Annotated in this window: 13 protein-coding genes; 12 read left to right on the forward strand and 1 reads right to left on the reverse strand. The window is 42.9% G+C overall.

Annotated features, from left to right (window positions below; translation table 11 throughout):
• Window positions 1-43 precede the first annotated feature (43 nt).
• The gene (locus tag JMX07_RS00545; RefSeq protein ID WP_057759025.1) at window positions 44-433 is read right to left on the reverse strand and encodes a DUF2237 family protein; all 390 of its coding nucleotides are present in this window, start codon (window positions 431-433) and stop codon (window positions 44-46) included.
• 488 nt (window positions 434-921) lie between these two features.
• Between JMX07_RS00545 and JMX07_RS00550 the strand changes: the two genes are divergently transcribed.
• The 12 genes from JMX07_RS00550 (at window position 922) to JMX07_RS00605 (ending at window position 17,062) form a co-directional block, all read left to right on the forward strand.
• Window positions 922-2,220: an ATP phosphoribosyltransferase regulatory subunit gene (locus JMX07_RS00550; RefSeq protein ID WP_201605318.1), complete on the forward strand. Its 1,299-nt coding sequence runs from the start codon at window positions 922-924 to the stop codon at window positions 2,218-2,220.
• Between the two features lie 199 nt (window positions 2,221-2,419).
• Entirely contained in the window at window positions 2,420-3,709 is a 1,290-nt protein-coding gene (locus JMX07_RS00555) for an adenylosuccinate synthase (protein ID WP_057759029.1), read from the forward strand.
• A 333-nt stretch (window positions 3,710-4,042) separates the two neighbouring features.
• Entirely contained in the window at window positions 4,043-4,474 is a 432-nt protein-coding gene (gene ndk / locus JMX07_RS00560; protein ID WP_201605321.1) for a nucleoside-diphosphate kinase, read from the forward strand.
• Between the two features lie 513 nt (window positions 4,475-4,987).
• Window positions 4,988-6,217 carry a 23S rRNA (adenine(2503)-C(2))-methyltransferase RlmN gene (gene rlmN, locus JMX07_RS00565; RefSeq protein WP_201605329.1) on the forward strand — a complete coding sequence of 410 codons (1,230 nt, stop codon included), beginning with the start codon at window positions 4,988-4,990 and terminating at the stop codon, window positions 6,215-6,217.
• 211 nt (window positions 6,218-6,428) lie between these two features.
• The gene (gene pilW, locus JMX07_RS00570; RefSeq protein ID WP_227684570.1) at window positions 6,429-7,364 is read left to right on the forward strand and encodes a type IV pilus biogenesis/stability protein PilW; all 936 of its coding nucleotides are present in this window, start codon (window positions 6,429-6,431) and stop codon (window positions 7,362-7,364) included.
• On the forward strand, window positions 7,361-8,173 hold the full coding sequence (locus tag JMX07_RS00575) for a helix-turn-helix domain-containing protein (RefSeq protein WP_201605674.1): 813 nt from the start codon (window positions 7,361-7,363) through the stop codon (window positions 8,171-8,173). Before pilW ends, JMX07_RS00575 begins: the two co-directional genes overlap by 4 nt.
• Window positions 8,174-8,331: 158 nt before the next feature.
• Window positions 8,332-9,447 carry a flavodoxin-dependent (E)-4-hydroxy-3-methylbut-2-enyl-diphosphate synthase gene (gene ispG, locus JMX07_RS00580; protein ID WP_102094328.1) on the forward strand — a complete coding sequence of 372 codons (1,116 nt, stop codon included), beginning with the start codon at window positions 8,332-8,334 and terminating at the stop codon, window positions 9,445-9,447.
• A gap of 123 nt (window positions 9,448-9,570) precedes the next feature.
• On the forward strand, window positions 9,571-10,860 hold the full coding sequence (hisS, locus tag JMX07_RS00585) for a histidine--tRNA ligase (RefSeq protein ID WP_201605331.1): 1,290 nt from the start codon (window positions 9,571-9,573) through the stop codon (window positions 10,858-10,860).
• A gap of 70 nt (window positions 10,861-10,930) precedes the next feature.
• Complete coding sequence (locus JMX07_RS00590; protein ID WP_102094330.1) at window positions 10,931-11,725, forward strand: YfgM family protein; 795 nt, start codon at window positions 10,931-10,933, stop codon at window positions 11,723-11,725.
• A 146-nt stretch (window positions 11,726-11,871) separates the two neighbouring features.
• The gene (bamB, locus tag JMX07_RS00595; RefSeq protein WP_201605333.1) at window positions 11,872-13,080 is read left to right on the forward strand and encodes an outer membrane protein assembly factor BamB; all 1,209 of its coding nucleotides are present in this window, start codon (window positions 11,872-11,874) and stop codon (window positions 13,078-13,080) included.
• Window positions 13,081-13,473: 393 nt separating this feature from the next.
• Window positions 13,474-14,895 carry a ribosome biogenesis GTPase Der gene (der, locus tag JMX07_RS00600; protein ID WP_057759046.1) on the forward strand — a complete coding sequence of 474 codons (1,422 nt, stop codon included), beginning with the start codon at window positions 13,474-13,476 and terminating at the stop codon, window positions 14,893-14,895.
• Between the two features lie 196 nt (window positions 14,896-15,091).
• On the forward strand, window positions 15,092-17,062 hold the full coding sequence (locus JMX07_RS00605) for a sensor histidine kinase (protein ID WP_201605335.1): 1,971 nt from the start codon (window positions 15,092-15,094) through the stop codon (window positions 17,060-17,062).
• Window positions 17,063-17,139 lie beyond the last annotated feature (77 nt).

A 17,139-nucleotide genomic window follows, 5' to 3' on the forward strand; every position in this document is an offset into this window, starting at 1 on the left:
ATGCTGTGAACGCTGCTACGGTTTTATCGTGTGCCAATACTAACTATAGGGCGTAGCTTTTTAGCGTATCGATATCTACCAATGCCAATAGACTCTCGTGACACGCTTCTAGTTTGATTTGCGGTGCAATATCGAAGTCCAGTGCTTCAACCCAACGTAGCGCGCAGATGCACCAGTAGTCACCAGGTTTGAGACCAGGAAAGTTGTATTCAGGTAGTGGGGTAATTAGGTCATTACCGCGACTGGCAGAGAAGTTTAAAAACTCGCTGGTCATCTTGGCACAGACAGTATGTTGACCAACATCATGGTTGCCAGTATGGCAAAAACCATTGCGATAATAGCCAGTGATGGGATCGAAACAACAGCTGGCAAGTGCGGTGCCTAAGACATTGGTTTGGTTGATCGCAGGATTTGGGTGGTAATCAGATGACATAAGGCTTCCGAGATAAAAATATGTGTTAGTGTATCATGAGTCTGTGTTGATGACGCTGCGGTAATCGCGCTCATTATCTTATGGTTAACAAAAAACAAACCTCTCGGCTATTCGCCCAATATTGAGCCAAATACATCAACGATGACTGTCACACCTACTAAGCTAATAAGCGGCAATTGAACTGTAATTAGATAGTGATTGTGGCTAATTGTCACTAGGCGAACCTTGAGTGCTATGCTAAACTAAAGCATAAAGTGCCTTGATTATTTGTCGCAATTTTTTAGCGCATAAAGATACTCGTCTTATCATTCTAAATTATACTTATTATTCACCCTTTTGCGGTTACCTGGTTTGTTTATAAATAATTGGGTCAATGATGTTGCGCGTTAAAAATAAATACACACAGCGTCAATACCCGGCAAATCACCCTTTAAGTACCGCATCAGTACCGCGTTTTTGGTAAGCGATACGCCAAACAAGGATTTATTGTGTCTGTTAGTTCTGATTCTGCAAAACCTGCCCAGCCAAATTCTACCAACGAAACAGTGTCTCAGTCTGCCGAAAACAGTGCTGTACCCAATCGCATGCCATATTTGAGTAACTTTGGCAGTGATGTTGCCAATAGTTGGCTATTGCCTGATGGGGTGGTTGATGCCCTGTTTGAAGATGCGCATAAGCAAGAAGTGCTTAGACATCAGTTAATCGAGCAGCTTATTACTCATGGTTATCAGCTGGTTTGTCCGCCGATGATCGAGTTTACTGAGTCCTTGCTAAGTGATGCATCAGAAGATCTAAAACGCCAAACCTTTAAGATTATCGATCAGTTGACTGGTCGCTTAATGGGCGTACGCGCTGACATTACCCCGCAGATTTTGCGTATAGATGCGCATCATGGCGGTACGGGTATTGCGCGTTATTGCTATGTGGGCGATGTGATTCATACCTTGCCATCAGGTCTGTTTGGCTCACGTACGCCGCTACAGTTGGGTGCTGAGATATTTGGCTGTGCGTCACTAGCGGCAGATATTGAGCTGATAGATGTGCTGTTTACGATGGTGAATAAACTCAATATGAGTGCAGCGCTCCATATCGATTTGGGTCACGTAGCGATATTCAAACGTTTGGCTGAATTGGCTGAATTGTCAGACAGTGATACTGAGCAATTGATGTACTTATATGCCAATAAAAACCTACCAGAGCTCAAGCGTGTTTGTCGCGCTTTGCCAATGGGTGATGATTTTTATGTGTTGGCACGCTTTGGTCACGATATCGCAAACTTATTGGCTAAATTATCAGATGCGGCGCAGCAAGACAGCCAAATCGCAACGGCAATCGATGAGCTACAGCGTTTGAAAAACTATCTACAAGACCAATGGCAGTGCCCAGTCAGTATCGATGTGACTGAGCTATCAGGTTATCACTATCACACTGGCATCGTCTTCAATGGTTATATCAATAGCGAAACGCAGCCACTCGTACGTGGTGGTCGTTTTGATGGTATGCAAAGCCAGACGCAAGCATTACGTGCGGCCACGGGCTTTAGTATGGATGTCAGCCGATTGCTGGCTCATACACAGTTAGATGCGCCAACCGTTGTCTTGGTTGATTTTGCTGCGTTGACCAATGCAAATACAGATGAGATGCAGACGCTATTGCAACAAGTAGAGAGTCTACGTCAGCAAGGCTATCGCGTCACTATGCCGCTAGATGCACAGGACAGTCCAGATGATGTTACGCATCGTTTGAGCATATCTGATGACAGTCAATGGCAGCTACAAACTGTTTAATTGCCTGATAGTAGGCGATTGAATGGCGCACGCGGCCAAAAGTATTCAGTACAGGTTACGAGAACGCAAAATTATTTGTTAGATATCTCAGTGTTTCTATTTCATAAAGCACTGAGATAAAAAGATATAGCTAAGAAAATCATTTTAATTTTTCAGCTTTTATTGCACACACCTCAATACATAAAGGTAAGGATTGATCATGGGTAAGAATGTTGTAGTTTTGGGTAGCCAATGGGGCGACGAAGGTAAGGGTAAAATCGTTGATTTACTTACCGAAAAAGCCTCAGCAGTAGCCCGCTTCCAAGGCGGTCATAATGCTGGTCACACGTTGGTTGTCGATGGCAAAACCACTGTCTTGCATTTGATTCCATCAGGTATCTTGCGCGAAGGCGTCACTTGCTTTATCGGTAATGGCGTGGTGTTAGCACCTGATGCACTACTAAAGGAAATGAAAGAGCTAGAAGACAACAACGTACCAGTACGTGAGCGTCTACGCATCTCTCCTAATTGCCCACTTATCATGCCTTATCACGTGGCACTTGATCAAGCTCGTGAAGCAAAGCGTGGATCTGGTAAAATCGGTACAACAGGTCGCGGCATTGGTCCTGCATACGAAGACAAAGTAGCACGCCGTGCGATTAAACTTGCTGATTTGTTCCGTGAAGATCTAGAAGAAAAACTACGTAACCTAATCGAATATCACAACTTCCAACTGACTGAGTATTATAAAGTTGAAGCGATTGATTTTGATGAGACACTTAAGCTTTGTAAAGAGTGGAAAGAAGAGATTAAAGGTATGGTTACTGATGTAACTGAAGACCTAAATCAATTACGTCTGGCTGGCAAAAACCTAATGTTTGAAGGTGCTCAAGGTACGCTACTTGATATCGACCATGGTACTTATCCGTTTGTAACCAGCTCAAGCGTAACGGCTGGTGGTGTATCAACGGGTACAGGTATCGGTCCATTGTATTTAGACTATGTACTTGGTATCACCAAAGCGTACACTACGCGCGTTGGTAGTGGTCCGTTCCCAACTGAATTGTTCGATGATGTTGGTGCTCACCTAGCCAAAGTCGGTCATGAATTTGGGGCGACGACTGGCCGTGCACGTCGCTGTGGTTGGTTCGATGCTGAAGCATTACGCCGTGCAGTAGTACTTAACTCTATGTCAGGTATTTGCTTGACCAAGCTTGACGTACTAGATGGTCTTGAAGAATTGCTAATCGGTGTAGGTTACAACCTACCTGAAACTGAGTGTGCAGGTGCACATGATGCTGAGTTCTATGAGTCAGTTACACCTAAATATGAAACGATGCAAGGTTGGAGCGAGTCTACCGTTGGTATTACTAACTATGATGAGCTTCCAGAAAACGCTAAAAAATACATCAAACGTATCGAAGCACTGATTGGTTGCCCAGTTGATATTATCTCAACTGGTCCTGATCGCGAAGAGACTATCGTATTGCGCGATCCGTACGATGCTTAATTTTTACTATTAACTTAATTAAATAGTTTTTAGTATCAATAAAAAAACCCCAATGCTGAGCGTTGGGGTTTTTGCTTTTGTTAGAACTTATAGCATTATCAACGACTAATGCACAATAAATTTACTTTTATGCAAGGTATGGTCATAAATTAACCCTATCATTTATGGCCTTAATCATTATAATAGGCAGCAATCCGATGTTGGCGCTTATGGTTATACACTGATATACCATGAGTTGTGTAAAACAGTCCAAGTCAACATTGTGGCTAAAGCTAAAACAACGCATTATTTTTTTCATATTTTATTGAATTTATCATTTATTAGGAGCTTCTCATGGCTAACGAACGTACTTTATCTATCATCAAACCTGACGCAGTCGCTGGCAACCATATCGGCGCTATCTACAGCCGTTTCGAACAAGCTGGTCTAAAAATTGTTGCAGCTAAAATGATGCAACTTGATGATGAAAAAGCAGGCGGTTTTTATGCTGAGCACGCTGAGCGTCCATTTTACAACGACCTAAAATCTTTCATGATGTCAGGTCCAGTATTGGTATCAGTACTAGAAGGCGAAAACGCTATCGCTCAGCATCGTGAAATCATGGGTGCAACTAACCCAAAAGAAGCTGCTGAAGGCACTATCCGTGCTGACTTCGCTAGCAGCATCGACGAAAACGCAGTACATGGTTCAGATTCAGCTGAATCAGCAGCACGTGAAATCAGCTACTTCTTCAGCGATGATGAAGTTTGTGCACGTACACGCTAATATAGTAAATCAGCGATAAGCTTTTACGGCATTCGATTTGTTTGAGGTAACTGCTATAATAAGACAGCTACGATTTAAACTGATCTTACCTGTATGAGTTTTATACTTGATTGACTATAGACGAATTATTTACAACATTGATTGTTTATAATTGGTTTGCGAGACGGCTTATATCTTATGGGTATAGGCCGTTTTAGCTATTATAATAATATTATAGTTAAATAATTACTAAACTGCGACGGTATTACCCTCATCAGATGTACTACTTGTACAATATGCAATCGGCTGCCTTGTATCCGCTTTAGAGTTCTATAATTATATTATTCATTGAAATTCTTAGTGACTTGCCTCATTATTGATTTTACTTAGCGTTATCAATCCCTTATCAGCATGTTTCTGTCAATTTAGAAAACTGCGCTCATAGCGGATTGCTCATGCACTCACGTATGTATGGCAAAGCCCATATAAATAATTGCACCGCTTATCTAAGCTCCTGCAAAAAGGTTACCTATTATGTCAACTGTTCAAGCACCTACTCAGCACGTACCTGCTAAGATTACTGATAGCATTAAGCTAGTAGATGAGGCACATGCCAAAACCAATCTATTGGGTATGACGCAAGCGCAACTGGCTGATTACTTCAAGAGTATTGGCGAAAAACCATTCCGCTCAACTCAAGTGATTAAATGGATTTATCAGCATGGCGTGACAGATTTTGAGCAAATGACCAATTTGAGTAAGTCGTTGCGAGACAAATTGTCACTTAATGCTTGTGTGGTACCGCCCAAAGTGATTCATCGTCAATACAGCGATGATGGTACGCGTAAGTGGGTATTTGAAGTCACTGGTGGCTCGTTGGTTGAGACGGTGCTTATCCCTGCAGATGATAGCAAGTTAAATGGCCGTAAGACATTATGCGTGTCTTCGCAAGTAGGCTGTGCACTAGACTGTAGCTTCTGTAGTACAGGCAAGCAAGGGTTTGAGCGTGACTTGAGTGCGGCTGAAATTATCGGTCAGTTATGGGTCGCTAATGCGTCATATATGACAGATGAAAATGAAAGCTTAGAAAACGTTGATCATAGCCTATGGGAAAATAACGTCACCAACGTGGTGATGATGGGCATGGGTGAGCCGCTATTGAACTACAAGCCTGTAGTAGGCTCAATGGAGCTGATGCTAAGCGATCATGCTTATGGATTATCAAAGCGCCGCGTCACGTTATCAACTTCTGGTGTCGTCCCGAAAATGTATCAGCTAGCACAAGACATCGATGTGGCATTGGCCATTTCACTGCATGCGCCAAATGATGAGCTGCGTAACGAGTTGGTACCAATTAACAAAAAATATCCGTTAGAAGAGCTGATTGCAGCGGCAAAAAACTATGTCTATGATGTCAATCCACGTCATAAGAAGCACGTTACGATTGAGTATGTGATGCTTGATGGGGTCAATGATAGCAATAAGCATGCCCATCAGTTGGTTGCGTTATTAGAAGGGTTACCAAGTAAAATTAACCTTATTCCGTTCAACCCATTCCCGCATGCACCCTATGACAAATCAAGCAACAACCGTATTCATGCGTTTAGCAATATACTGAGCGAAGCAGGTTTTGTTTGTACGATTCGTCAAACACGTGGTGATGACATCGATGCTGCTTGTGGCCAATTGGTTGGACAAGTGGCGGATCGTACTAGACGCTCAGCCGCATGGCAGCAGAGCATTAAAGATCGTGAAAGCGTTTAGCACGTTCTCTAGAAGATAAACGTTATATCTGACTGGTATAGCGTTTTAGCTGTCTTTTGTCTGTCGCAATGGTAAGAAAATGTAGCAATGACTGTCAAGATTGCAGAACGTGGCAATTAATAACAACTAAATTGTACTTATAGGGGTTAAATCTATTAAACTGAGGCTTCGAAGATCGAACGCATTGAATCCCAGTTTTATGATGGCGGCTATGATGACTTCTAAAAATTCTTGTCAGTTCAAATATCAAAAATCATTTTCTAAGTTTTATAAGCAGTCGAGTATCAGTGCTGCGCAAACCGCTTTGCCAAAGCGTGCAGTGCTGTCGGCAGTATTTGGCGTCCTTGTATTAAGTGGCTGTCAGACCACCCCTACTAATGATTTGCTAGGTAACTCTCCTTATCAAACATCTACGCGCGCTAGCAATGATCGAAATTTAGATCAGCAGGAAATCGCCCGTGTGCGTACCTCACTTGCCGCGCAATACATCCGAAAAAATGAGCTAGATACCGCGCAGCAGCAGCTTGAAAAAGCCTTTGCTGCCGATAGCCGTTATGCGCCAGCCTATGATATGATGGGCGTTTTGTTGCAGCAAGAAGGCAGCCGTATCAATCTAGCCAAAGCTGATGAATACTTCAAAAAAGCAATCGCGCTAGATAAAGACTTTGTACAAGCACACAATAATTATGGCGTGTATCTGTCACAGACAAAGCGCTATCGTGAAGCAGCAGAACAGTTTGAGATTGCAGGGGCGTCGCTAGGCTATGAAGGTCGTATTGGCGCGCTAGAAAACCTAGGTCGTACTTATCTACAGTTAGGCGATAATAGTGCCGCTTCAAAAGCATTTTTACGCGCACTCGATGGCAATCGTAACAGCATCATTGCTCATATCGAATTGGTAGATTTGCTGCTGCAGCAACAGCGTGTACCGCAGGCACAGAGACTGTATGATGAGACGCTGATATTGGTGCAGGGGCAGGGTATTAGCCCGCGCTTGCTCTTACAAGGTATCAAGCTTGCAGCAGCACAAAATAATATAACAACGCGCCAGCAATTGGCACAGCAGCTTTTATCCGCTTACCCGCTAAGTGATGAAGCAAAACAACTTAAGACTTGGCTTAACAATCCAGAGGCACCATGGAAATGATCACCCCATCATCTAACACTCAATCTAACGCTCAGGGATCATTTGGTGCCGTGTTGCAGCAAGCCCGTAAAAATAAGCAAGTAACTTTAGAAGCAGCGGCGGCTGAGCTGTTCATTCTAAAGCGTCATCTAGAAGCGCTAGAAAGCGAAAACTTCGCTGAGCTACCACAGGCTGCATTTGCTCGTGGTTTTGCGATTAACTATGCCAAATATTTGGGTTTAGATTCAGCAAAAATCGCTAGTAGCTTCGATGCCGCCTATCCTAATGAATTAAAGGCCAAATCAGCCAGCAATATCGATACGCCGCTGCGCCCAATGGGGACTTTGCAGCGTGATACTCATAACCGTATCCGCTTTAACCCTCTATTGATCATAGGCGTTATCGGATTAATTGTCTTGGCGGTGTTCCTATTCCGCATGGTGAGTAACGCTAGCAAAGAAAACACCCAAGAGCCTGTATCAGCTGTTGAAGACATGTCAGCGATAGAGCAAGCTCAAGGCGCTGCCATCAACAGTGATGGGAGTGGCGTTGGTGCCTCTGGCTCTGCATTGAATCTAGGTGATGCTGCAACGACTGCTAACCTCAACCTTGTATTGACAAGTGACGCTGTGGTTAGCATAACAGATGCTTCTGGAAACAGTTTAATAAGCGGTTCTCAGTCTGCGGGTAACTATGAATTGTCAGGTATGCCACCGTTTAACGTGCAAATTGATAATATCGACAATGTTAGCTTGATGCTCAATCAACAAGCCGTTGCGTTAGAGACGTATGCAACGGATAAGCAAGCCACTTTTGAATTAGCACCGTAGTCAGTTGCATAAGCGCCAAATTTAAATAAAGCACTCATATGTTTGGATGAAGCATCCATGTGTTTGAATAAAGCGAATATGTGTAGGCTGATTTAGCTGGTTTATATTATATGTACAAAGGCCTAGGGCTTTTCTATTTTTGATTTAAGGATTTATGTATGTCAATGCCATCGCCTATTAATCGTCGTCTGACCAAAAAAATCTATGTCGGTGATGTCGCGATTGGTGGTGATGCACCAATTAGCGTACAGAGCATGACCAACACTGATACCTGCGATGTAGCAGCAACGGTCGCTCAGATCGAGCGCTGTGTTGAAGCGGGTGCGGATCTGATGCGCGTGTCAACGCCAACGATGGATACCGTCAAGGCGTTTGGTGAAATTCGTAAATTGGTAAGCGTGCCTTTGATCGCTGATGTGCATTTTGACCATAAAATTGCTTTAGCAGTTGCTGAAGCAGGTGCTGACTGCTTACGTATCAACCCTGGTAACATTGGTAGCGATGCCAAAGTACGTGAAGTGGTCGCTTGTGCTAAATATCATAATATTCCTATTCGTATTGGCGTCAACGCTGGTTCTTTAGAAAAAGACATACAGCGAAAGTATACTGAGCCAACTGGTGAGGCAATGCTAGAGTCGGCAATGCGCCATATCGATATTTTAGAGCGTCTTAACTTTGACCAGTACAAAGTATCTGTCAAAGCCAGCAACGTGTTTTTGACATTGGATGCTTATCGTTTAATATCAGCGCAAATTGATAACCCATTACATTTGGGCGTGACTGAAGCGGGTGTCTACCGTACGGGCGCTGTCAAATCTGCTATCGCGCTAGGTGGATTATTGCTAGATGGTATTGGCGATACCATTCGTATCTCATTAGCCGCCGAGCCTGAAGAAGAGATTAAGATTGGTTTTGATATCTTAAAATCGCTTAATATCCGCTCGAACGGTGTAAACTTTATCGCCTGTCCAAGCTGTTCGCGTCAAGAGTTTGACGTAATTAAAGTAATGACAGCGTTAGAGTCTCGCCTAGAAGATATTCGTGAACCGATGAATCTATCTGTGATTGGGTGCAAGGTGAATGGTCCAGGAGAAGCAAAAGAGGCCGATATTGGTATCGTTGGTGCTGCCCCTAGATCACTGGTCTATCGTATGGGTGAAAAAAGCCACCTTATCGATACAGGCAATCTGGTTGATGAAATAGAAGGTATGGTTCGCGCCCATGCAGAAGACTTGGCGAAAAAACGTGAAAATGAAATCATTCGCGTAAAATAAGTCATAGAATAGATTGATACGTTGGGCTATATCGTCATAGCATCAATCACATACAACGCTTATTTAAGTACATAGAAAACAATAATAGAATACCTGTTAAACATTTAAGGATACGACCGTACCATGATCAAAGCTATCAAAGGTTTTAATGATATTTTGCCTGACCAATCCGCAAAGTGGCTGCATTTAGAAGCGATATTGGCTGATGTACTTGGTAGGTACGGTTACGAGCATATTCGCTTGCCTATCGTTGAACAGACGGATCTATTTGCCCGTGCTATTGGCGGCGCGACTGACATCGTCGAAAAAGAGATGTACAGCTTTACTGATAAATCTGAGCCGCCAACGCCGTTAGCGTTGCGTCCTGAAGGCACAGCTGGAGCAGTACGTGCAGTTATCGAGCACAACTTGCTACGCGGTGACACGCCCAAGCTTTGGTACATCGGTCCGATGTTTCGCTACGAGCGTCCGCAAAAAGGCCGCTATCGCCAGTTTCATCAGTTAGGTGTCGAGAGCTTCGGTAGTGCACTACCAGATGCTGATGCTGAACTGATTGCGATGACTCATCTGATGTGGCAAGAGTTAGGTCTCAACAATGAGATGCGTTTGCAACTAAACAGTTTGGGTGAATTGGATGAGCGCTATGCTTATCGCGAAGCATTGGTTGCCTATTTAACTGATAAAAAAGACCAGCTAGACGAAGACAGCAAACGTCGCCTAACGACTAATCCTTTACGTATCTTGGACAGCAAAGAGGCGAGTACGCAAGCAGTATTGGCAGATGCGCCAAAGCTTGCTGACTTCTTGGGTGAAGAGAGTATGGCGCATTTTGAGCAGGTCAAAGCCTATTTGACTGCGCTTAATATTGATTTTGAAATCAATCCGCACTTAGTACGTGGCCTTGATTATTACAATAAAACGGTATTTGAGTGGGTAACAGATAAGCTTGGAAGTCAAGCTACCGTTTGTGCGGGTGGTCGTTATGATGGGCTAGTCGGGCAATTAAAATCAATCGGTACAGATGGTAGTAAACCAGTCAAATCTGAGCCTGGTGTTGGTTTTGCAATGGGGCTTGAGCGTTTATTGCTACTCATAGAAGCGGTTGCGCCAATTGCTGACATACCTGCTTGTGATGTATTCATCGTTGCCCATCCTGAGGTATATAGTGCTGGTATAAGCTATGCACAGAACTTGCGTCACAGTCGTCCAGATGTACGAGTGAAGATGGCCAGTGCCACGAGTCTAAAAGCGCAAATGAAAAAGGCAGACAAGTCAGGCGCGGCATTGACAGTCATCATCGCTCAGCAAGAGCTGGATGATAATACCATTAGTATCAAGGATATGCAGACAGGTGAGCAAAAGACGGTGGCACAAGATTGGCTATCAAATAAAGATAACTTTTCTCGTGGCTAGTCAATTTTTGACTAATCAGCTTCGTTTGTGGCACTAGCAATTTAATGTAAATTTTATCAGGTAAATATATATGGCTCTGACACCTAATTCGCCAAATGCAGATAACTCCATGCAAGCGTTAAAGCAATATGGTAGTTATATCGTCACTGCGATTTTGTTAGCACTGGCCGCCTATTTTGGTTGGACATACTGGCAAAACAACCATGCGCGAGTAGATACCGTCGCCGCCGATCAATATGCTGATATTCAGCAGCTAAACGAAGAGGTCAAACTGGCCTCGCAAAACCCAGATTTGGAGGCAGAGGCTCAAGAAGCACTTACCCAAAGTCGTAGCCAGCTAGACAAAGATATTGATACCTTGGTCAGTACGCACGGTGAGTCGGTTTACGCATGGCAAGCGCTAATGATAAAGGCACGTCAACAAGTAGACAATGATGACTTTGCAGCAGCGACTGAGACATTCAAAAAAGCATTGGCCATCGATTTGGGTGATGCTGGTCTAGAAGCGATTACTCGTTTACGCTATGCAAAAACATTATTGGCTGCAGGTGATACAGATGCTGCACTTTCAGAAGCAAACAATGATATGCCAAGCTCGTTTGAAGCAAGTCAGCAGGAGCTGCTAGGGGATATTTACTTAGCGCAAGACAATAAAGATTCAGCGATTAAATCTTATAGCAATGCGTGGGAGCTATTACGTAGCCGTCAAGAAACGCGTGCAGTATTGGCATTAAAGATGGAAAGCTTAGGTATCACAGCTGAGCCGATTGCTGAACAAACCAGTCTTGTTCAAGAGCCATCTGCTCCTGAGCCGTCGCTAGTGATGGATACCTCGAACGAAGTCGCTGTCGAAGCAGGGCAGTAAGTCAGTAGGCTAGATATTAAGTCAGTAGTATAGTATTGAGAGTTGGTAATCATCCAAAGCTCTTTTTTAATATAACCTAATGGTTACTAATTTGCCGTTGGCCAATTTACCAATTAATAATAATTTATCTGTAGTGAGAACATACAATGACTCAATCTATTCGCTCTAGCAAAATGTTAAACACCAAGACTATCAAAAAGACAGTCATGCATGTGGCCGTACTGGCAGTAATGAGCACGGCAGTGATTGGATGTAATCGCGGTATTAAGCCGGTCGTTAATGATCCGGTAAAATTGGTACAAATCGCTCAGCCGATTAGCGTACTACAGCCTGTATTTAGTACCGATGTTGGCAATAAAAAAGCCAGCAAAAAAGATCCGCTAGATTTGCAAGTTGGCTATGCCAATGGTCAAATCGTTACTGCATCACGCGGTGGTGAGCTGTCAGGGTTTAATAGTGCAGGCGAGCGCGTATGGTCAATCAATGTTGACGACCAAATCACCGGCGGTGTTGCAGTAGATGCATTGAGCCAGACAGCTATCGTTAGTACTCGTGGTGGCAAGGTCATGGCGTTTGATAGCACGACTGGTGCAAAACGCTGGCAGCAGCAGTTATCAGGTTCGGTTTTGACGCCAGCACTGATTACCAATAATCGTGTGGTATTATCAGCAAATGATGGTTTCTTACATGGTCTGTCACTACAAACCGGACAATCAGTATGGCAGTTCGCAACTCAAGTACCTGCTATCAGCGTTCGCGGTAGCGCTGCGCCAACTTTATTAGACAATGAGACAGCGCTTTTAGCAACAGCTGATGGTCGCCTGCATGCAATTACTGTCGATAATGGTCTTCCGCTATGGTCAAGACGTGTTGGCGTAGGTGCTGGTAGTAGTGAAGTTGAGCGCATGAGCGATGTCGATGGCAAACCTATCTTAGATAAAAATCAGTTATTTGCGATCAGCTATAGTGGTCAGCTATTAGGTATTGATTTGGCCTCGCGTCAGGTGATGTTCGTCAATGAAATTGCAAGTCTCAAATCACTGGCGGTAAATCCTCAGCAAGTTATCGCTACCAGTTTAGATGGCAAAGTAGTTGCTTATGATCGCAACAGTGGCGAGACGCTGTGGGAAAGTGATGAATTGGCTTATCGTGATCTCACCAATCCTGTGATGATTGGCAATTATATTGCCATTGGTGATTTCGATGGTGTAGTGCATTTGTTTGACCCTGCTACGGGTAGCATCGTTAGTCGCGTAGAGACAAAAGGTGCGTTGACCAACTTGCAAGTCCAAGGTAGCCGTTTAATGACTCAAAGTACGTCAGGACAAGTCGCTATCTGGCAGTTAGTGCGCTAATAACTATATAGATAGGTGCTTATAGATAATTAACGAAGTGTAATATTTCACTATAGCCCTTAAGCCTATTCTTGATTGTCATTTATAAAACACAAACGCTGCTTAGTCAGCGTTTAGTGCCTTGTGTAAATTGCTTGTTTAAACACAGGCTTTCGCGTACTCTATGCGACCGATGTGCTATCCATATATACTACTGATTTATGTATAATAGGTATAATGAATCCATCCTATATACTATTTTTAATCGTAAAATAGCCATCTATTATTTTTGCTATTGTTCTATCATCCATTTTAATTAACGGTCAATTGCAGCATATCTATTACTATTGTTATGTCACTGGTTATAAGAATAACTGTACTGCCCGTCATTGTGCCTTTCACTGAGAGTAACCCATGAGTATCAAGCCTGTGGTCGCCTTAATTGGTCGTCCAAACGTCGGTAAATCCACCTTATTTAATCAGTTCACAAAAAGTCGGCAGGCATTGGTCGCTGACCTTTCAGGATTGACTCGTGACCGTCAGTACGGTGATGCAACTTATGAAGACAAATCCTTTATCGTTGTAGATACGGGTGGTATCGGTGAAGCTGATGACGGTAGCGGTAATATCGATGACTATATGTCTGAGCAGTCGCATACAGCAATCCATGAAGCAGACATCATCGTATTCGTCGTTGACGCTCGTGCCGGTATGATTGGCGCTGATGCTGAAATTGGTAAGTTTTTGCATACGTTAGGCAAGCCTGTCTATGTTGTCGCCAATAAAGTCGACGGCGTACATGATGCAGCGCCTGCCGAGTTTTATGCATTAGGATTGGGCGAGCCGTATCCGATGGCAGCCAGTCATGGTCGCGGTGTGGGCAATTTGCTTGAAGTGCTAACAGCTGATATGCCTGAGCAAGAAAACATAGTAGAGCCAAGAGGCTTGAAGCTTGCCATTATCGGTCGCCCAAATGTTGGTAAATCAACGCTCGTAAACCGCCTGCTTGGCGAAGATCGAGTAGTGGTATTCGATATGCCAGGCACGACGCGTGATAGTATTTATATTCCTTATCAGCGTGAAGGTCGCGACTATGTTTTGATCGACACTGCTGGTGTACGTCGCCGTGGTAAAATCGATGAAAAAGTAGAAAAATTCTCTGTCATCAAGACCTTGCAAGCGATTGAAGATTCCAACGTAACCGTGATTGTCATTGATGCTCACGAAGGTATCGTGGATCAAGATTTGCATATGATTGGTTACGCACTTGACGCTGGCCGAGCGTTAGTCGTTGCGATCAATAAATGGGATGGTCTAACGCAAGATCAAAGAGACTATATCAAGCTTGAAATGGATCGCCGTTTTAGCTTTATCCCTTATGTAAAAATACATTTGATTTCAGCATTACATGGTACAGGTGTCGGTAATTTATATCCGTCTATCTTGCGTGCATACAAATCTTCGATGTTCGAAGTATCGACCAACCGTTTGACCCAGATTTTGCAAGATGCGGTAACGGCCAATCCGCCACCGACCGTTGCTGGTCGTCGTATCAAGTTACGTTATGCGCATATTGGTGGCCATAATCCACCCGTTATTGTTATTCATGGTAACCAAACCAGTGCGCTTCCTAAGAGCTATCAGCGTTATCTGGAGAATCAGTTCCGTCAGGTATTTAAGCTAGAAGGCACACCGCTTAACGTTATCTTGAAGCAAAATGACAATCCATATGCTAACAAGAGTGACACGCCGACTAAGGCAAAAGCTCAGCAATTGCGTCAACGTGAGCGTAATAGATCACAGAAATTTACTACCAAAGATAAAAAGCCTCGTTAATTCTAGTGTCTATTGGCTTATAGTTAATGTCATCCGCTTGATAGTGTGATGACATTTTTCTATTAATACTCTATAGGTTGAGCTCATAGGTATCTATCTTGCTTAGTACTTCAAAAAATACTCAAATGTTTTACTTATCACATCTTTAAAATACCTGTACTATAAATGAAAGCTGCACGCGACTCAGTAGAGTGATATGAACAACCGTTCGTCTCAAACCATCCCCGTACTTATCTGGCGTTCTGTCATACAAGCTGTCATATTGGCAGTGCTGGCAGGTTTTTTATTGCCTTTTATTTATGGCTTAGTACATTACTATCAAGAGAAAAACCACCATATCCAACAACTGGCAGCATTACTAACGACTAGTGCATCCACTGCAGATGGGGCACAGGTTGTGGCTAAGCAAGTTAATATCTTGTTAGAGAATGAGCCCACTATTCAAAGTATTGTATTTTACTCAACCTCTGAGCCGATTGAAGATATAGATCAGTCGCTTGATGACTGGAAAAACGCTTTGTTTGCGCATACTGTCAGTTTTAACTATCCAGTAGTTAGTAAGGGTATTGATGCCGGTAGTGTCACATCTAATAAGTCTGATACCAATCAACAGTTGGCAATGGTTCTATCGAATGTTATGAGCGAATCGTCAGCGCCAGATGAGACGACTGATATAGCTACCGAAAATAGCACATTGATTGGTTATATTAATATTACGATGGACGTAGAATTGCTACGTTTACATTGGTTCCAAAATATCCTGTGGTTATGGCTAACAACAGTGGTAATGATTGTTATATTTGCCTTATATATTTTTAGAAAGCTTAATTGGCCAGTTAAAGATATTGAAGTATTAACTGATGTTTGTGACATTGTCATAAACAACGCAAATCTAGAGCAATTACCAGTCATTCCGCAACAATTTAATTTTCAAGAACTGACCCAAATCAAAAAAGCATTAATTGTGTTGTTCAACCGTTTACAAGAAGCACGGCAAGGTTATGAAACCCTTGCGGCCTTTGAACAGCAATTGCACAATAAAGATATGTCACTTGATGTGCAATTGCATAACTTTCAAAGCATGATTTCTCATGAGTTAAAAACGTCATTGAATGCAATTGTAGGTGGGTTACAACTATTGGATCACGAGGCGCTAAACAGAGAGCAAAAAGACGCGGTAGAGATTATCAGTAGTGGTAGTGATAAATTGGTATTGTCTTTAGATCATATTATACAGTTGAACCAGATCCAAAAAGGTCAAATAAGAATTCATAAAAATGAGTTTAACCCATTACAGTTAATCGCTGATCTGCTAGCTAAGTTTGAAAATACAGCTACGCAAAAAGGGCTAGAGCTGATTAGTAATATTCATCATATAGACTATAGCCTATATGGTGATTCAGAAAAAATACATCAGATACTATCGATACTACTCAATAATGCGATTAAGTTCACGCCTGTCGGAAGAATTACGATTACGTCGCAACTGACACATTTTAATAAGAGTAATCGCTGGCAAATTAGCGTGAAAGATACGGGTATTGGTATTGATAAGGAACACCTAGACGATATATTTAATCCGTTCTTTCAGGTAGATTCGTCGCAAACTCGCCAGTATGAAGGCTCAGGCGTTGGCTTGCCAATCGTTAGACAAATGGCTCAGCTTATGGGTGCTACTATAGATGTTGATAGTGTGCTTGGCGTAGGTACACAGTTTACACTGACCATAGCGATGCCCAATCAACAGCAATCAAAGCAGCAGCGACTATTGTCTGGCCTAACGATTATTTATTATTATTATCATGAGACAGGCTCCTTGTTAGAGGAACTGGAATACCTAGGTGCTACGATTATTTGTCGTCAAGGTAATCAACTCGTCATAGAGGAGATGCGTAAGCAGAAAGTTGACATGGTCATGTTTGCTGAAGATGTTTTCCCAGAAAAAGCTGAGATACTAGCCAAACGTATTCGTCAGTATGAAAGCGATGAGGGTAGTAAGAGCGAGCATCGTGCGTTATTGGTATATTGGTATCCGCAGCATCGGGCGCGCCATGTAGACAGTTTTGAGTATGGTTTAAAGGCAGCTGGCATTGACTATTGTCATATTGCTACTTATAAGGACAAAGCGTTAAGCGACTTATTAAAACAATGGTTGGTTTGGACGTAGTACTGTTCTACCAAATCCGTGTTCCTAGTTGGTTTTATTTTACTAGGTAGCATTTTATATATTTACTACCTTTCAAT

Source organism: Psychrobacter immobilis, from assembly GCF_904846235.1.
Classification (GTDB): Bacteria; Pseudomonadota; Gammaproteobacteria; order Pseudomonadales; family Moraxellaceae; genus Psychrobacter; species Psychrobacter immobilis_C.

What these genes read in the sequence shown, in the direction of transcription:
- JMX07_RS00545 (WP_057759025.1), bottom strand. Translation starts at nt 433, where the DNA reads ATGTCATCTGATTACCACCCAAATCCTGCGATCAACCAAACCAATGTC.
- JMX07_RS00555 (WP_057759029.1), top strand. Translation starts at nt 2,420, where the DNA reads ATGGGTAAGAATGTTGTAGTTTTGGGTAGCCAATGGGGCGACGAAGGT.
- ndk (WP_201605321.1), top strand. Translation starts at nt 4,043, where the DNA reads ATGGCTAACGAACGTACTTTATCTATCATCAAACCTGACGCAGTCGCT.
- rlmN (WP_201605329.1), top strand. Translation starts at nt 4,988, where the DNA reads ATGTCAACTGTTCAAGCACCTACTCAGCACGTACCTGCTAAGATTACT.
- pilW (WP_227684570.1), top strand. Translation starts at nt 6,429, where the DNA reads ATGATGACTTCTAAAAATTCTTGTCAGTTCAAATATCAAAAATCATTT.
- JMX07_RS00575 (WP_201605674.1), top strand. Translation starts at nt 7,361, where the DNA reads ATGATCACCCCATCATCTAACACTCAATCTAACGCTCAGGGATCATTT.
- ispG (WP_102094328.1), top strand. Translation starts at nt 8,332, where the DNA reads ATGTCAATGCCATCGCCTATTAATCGTCGTCTGACCAAAAAAATCTAT.
- hisS (WP_201605331.1), top strand. Translation starts at nt 9,571, where the DNA reads ATGATCAAAGCTATCAAAGGTTTTAATGATATTTTGCCTGACCAATCC.
- JMX07_RS00590 (WP_102094330.1), top strand. Translation starts at nt 10,931, where the DNA reads ATGGCTCTGACACCTAATTCGCCAAATGCAGATAACTCCATGCAAGCG.
- bamB (WP_201605333.1), top strand. Translation starts at nt 11,872, where the DNA reads ATGACTCAATCTATTCGCTCTAGCAAAATGTTAAACACCAAGACTATC.
- der (WP_057759046.1), top strand. Translation starts at nt 13,474, where the DNA reads ATGAGTATCAAGCCTGTGGTCGCCTTAATTGGTCGTCCAAACGTCGGT.
- JMX07_RS00605 (WP_201605335.1), top strand. Translation starts at nt 15,092, where the DNA reads ATGAACAACCGTTCGTCTCAAACCATCCCCGTACTTATCTGGCGTTCT.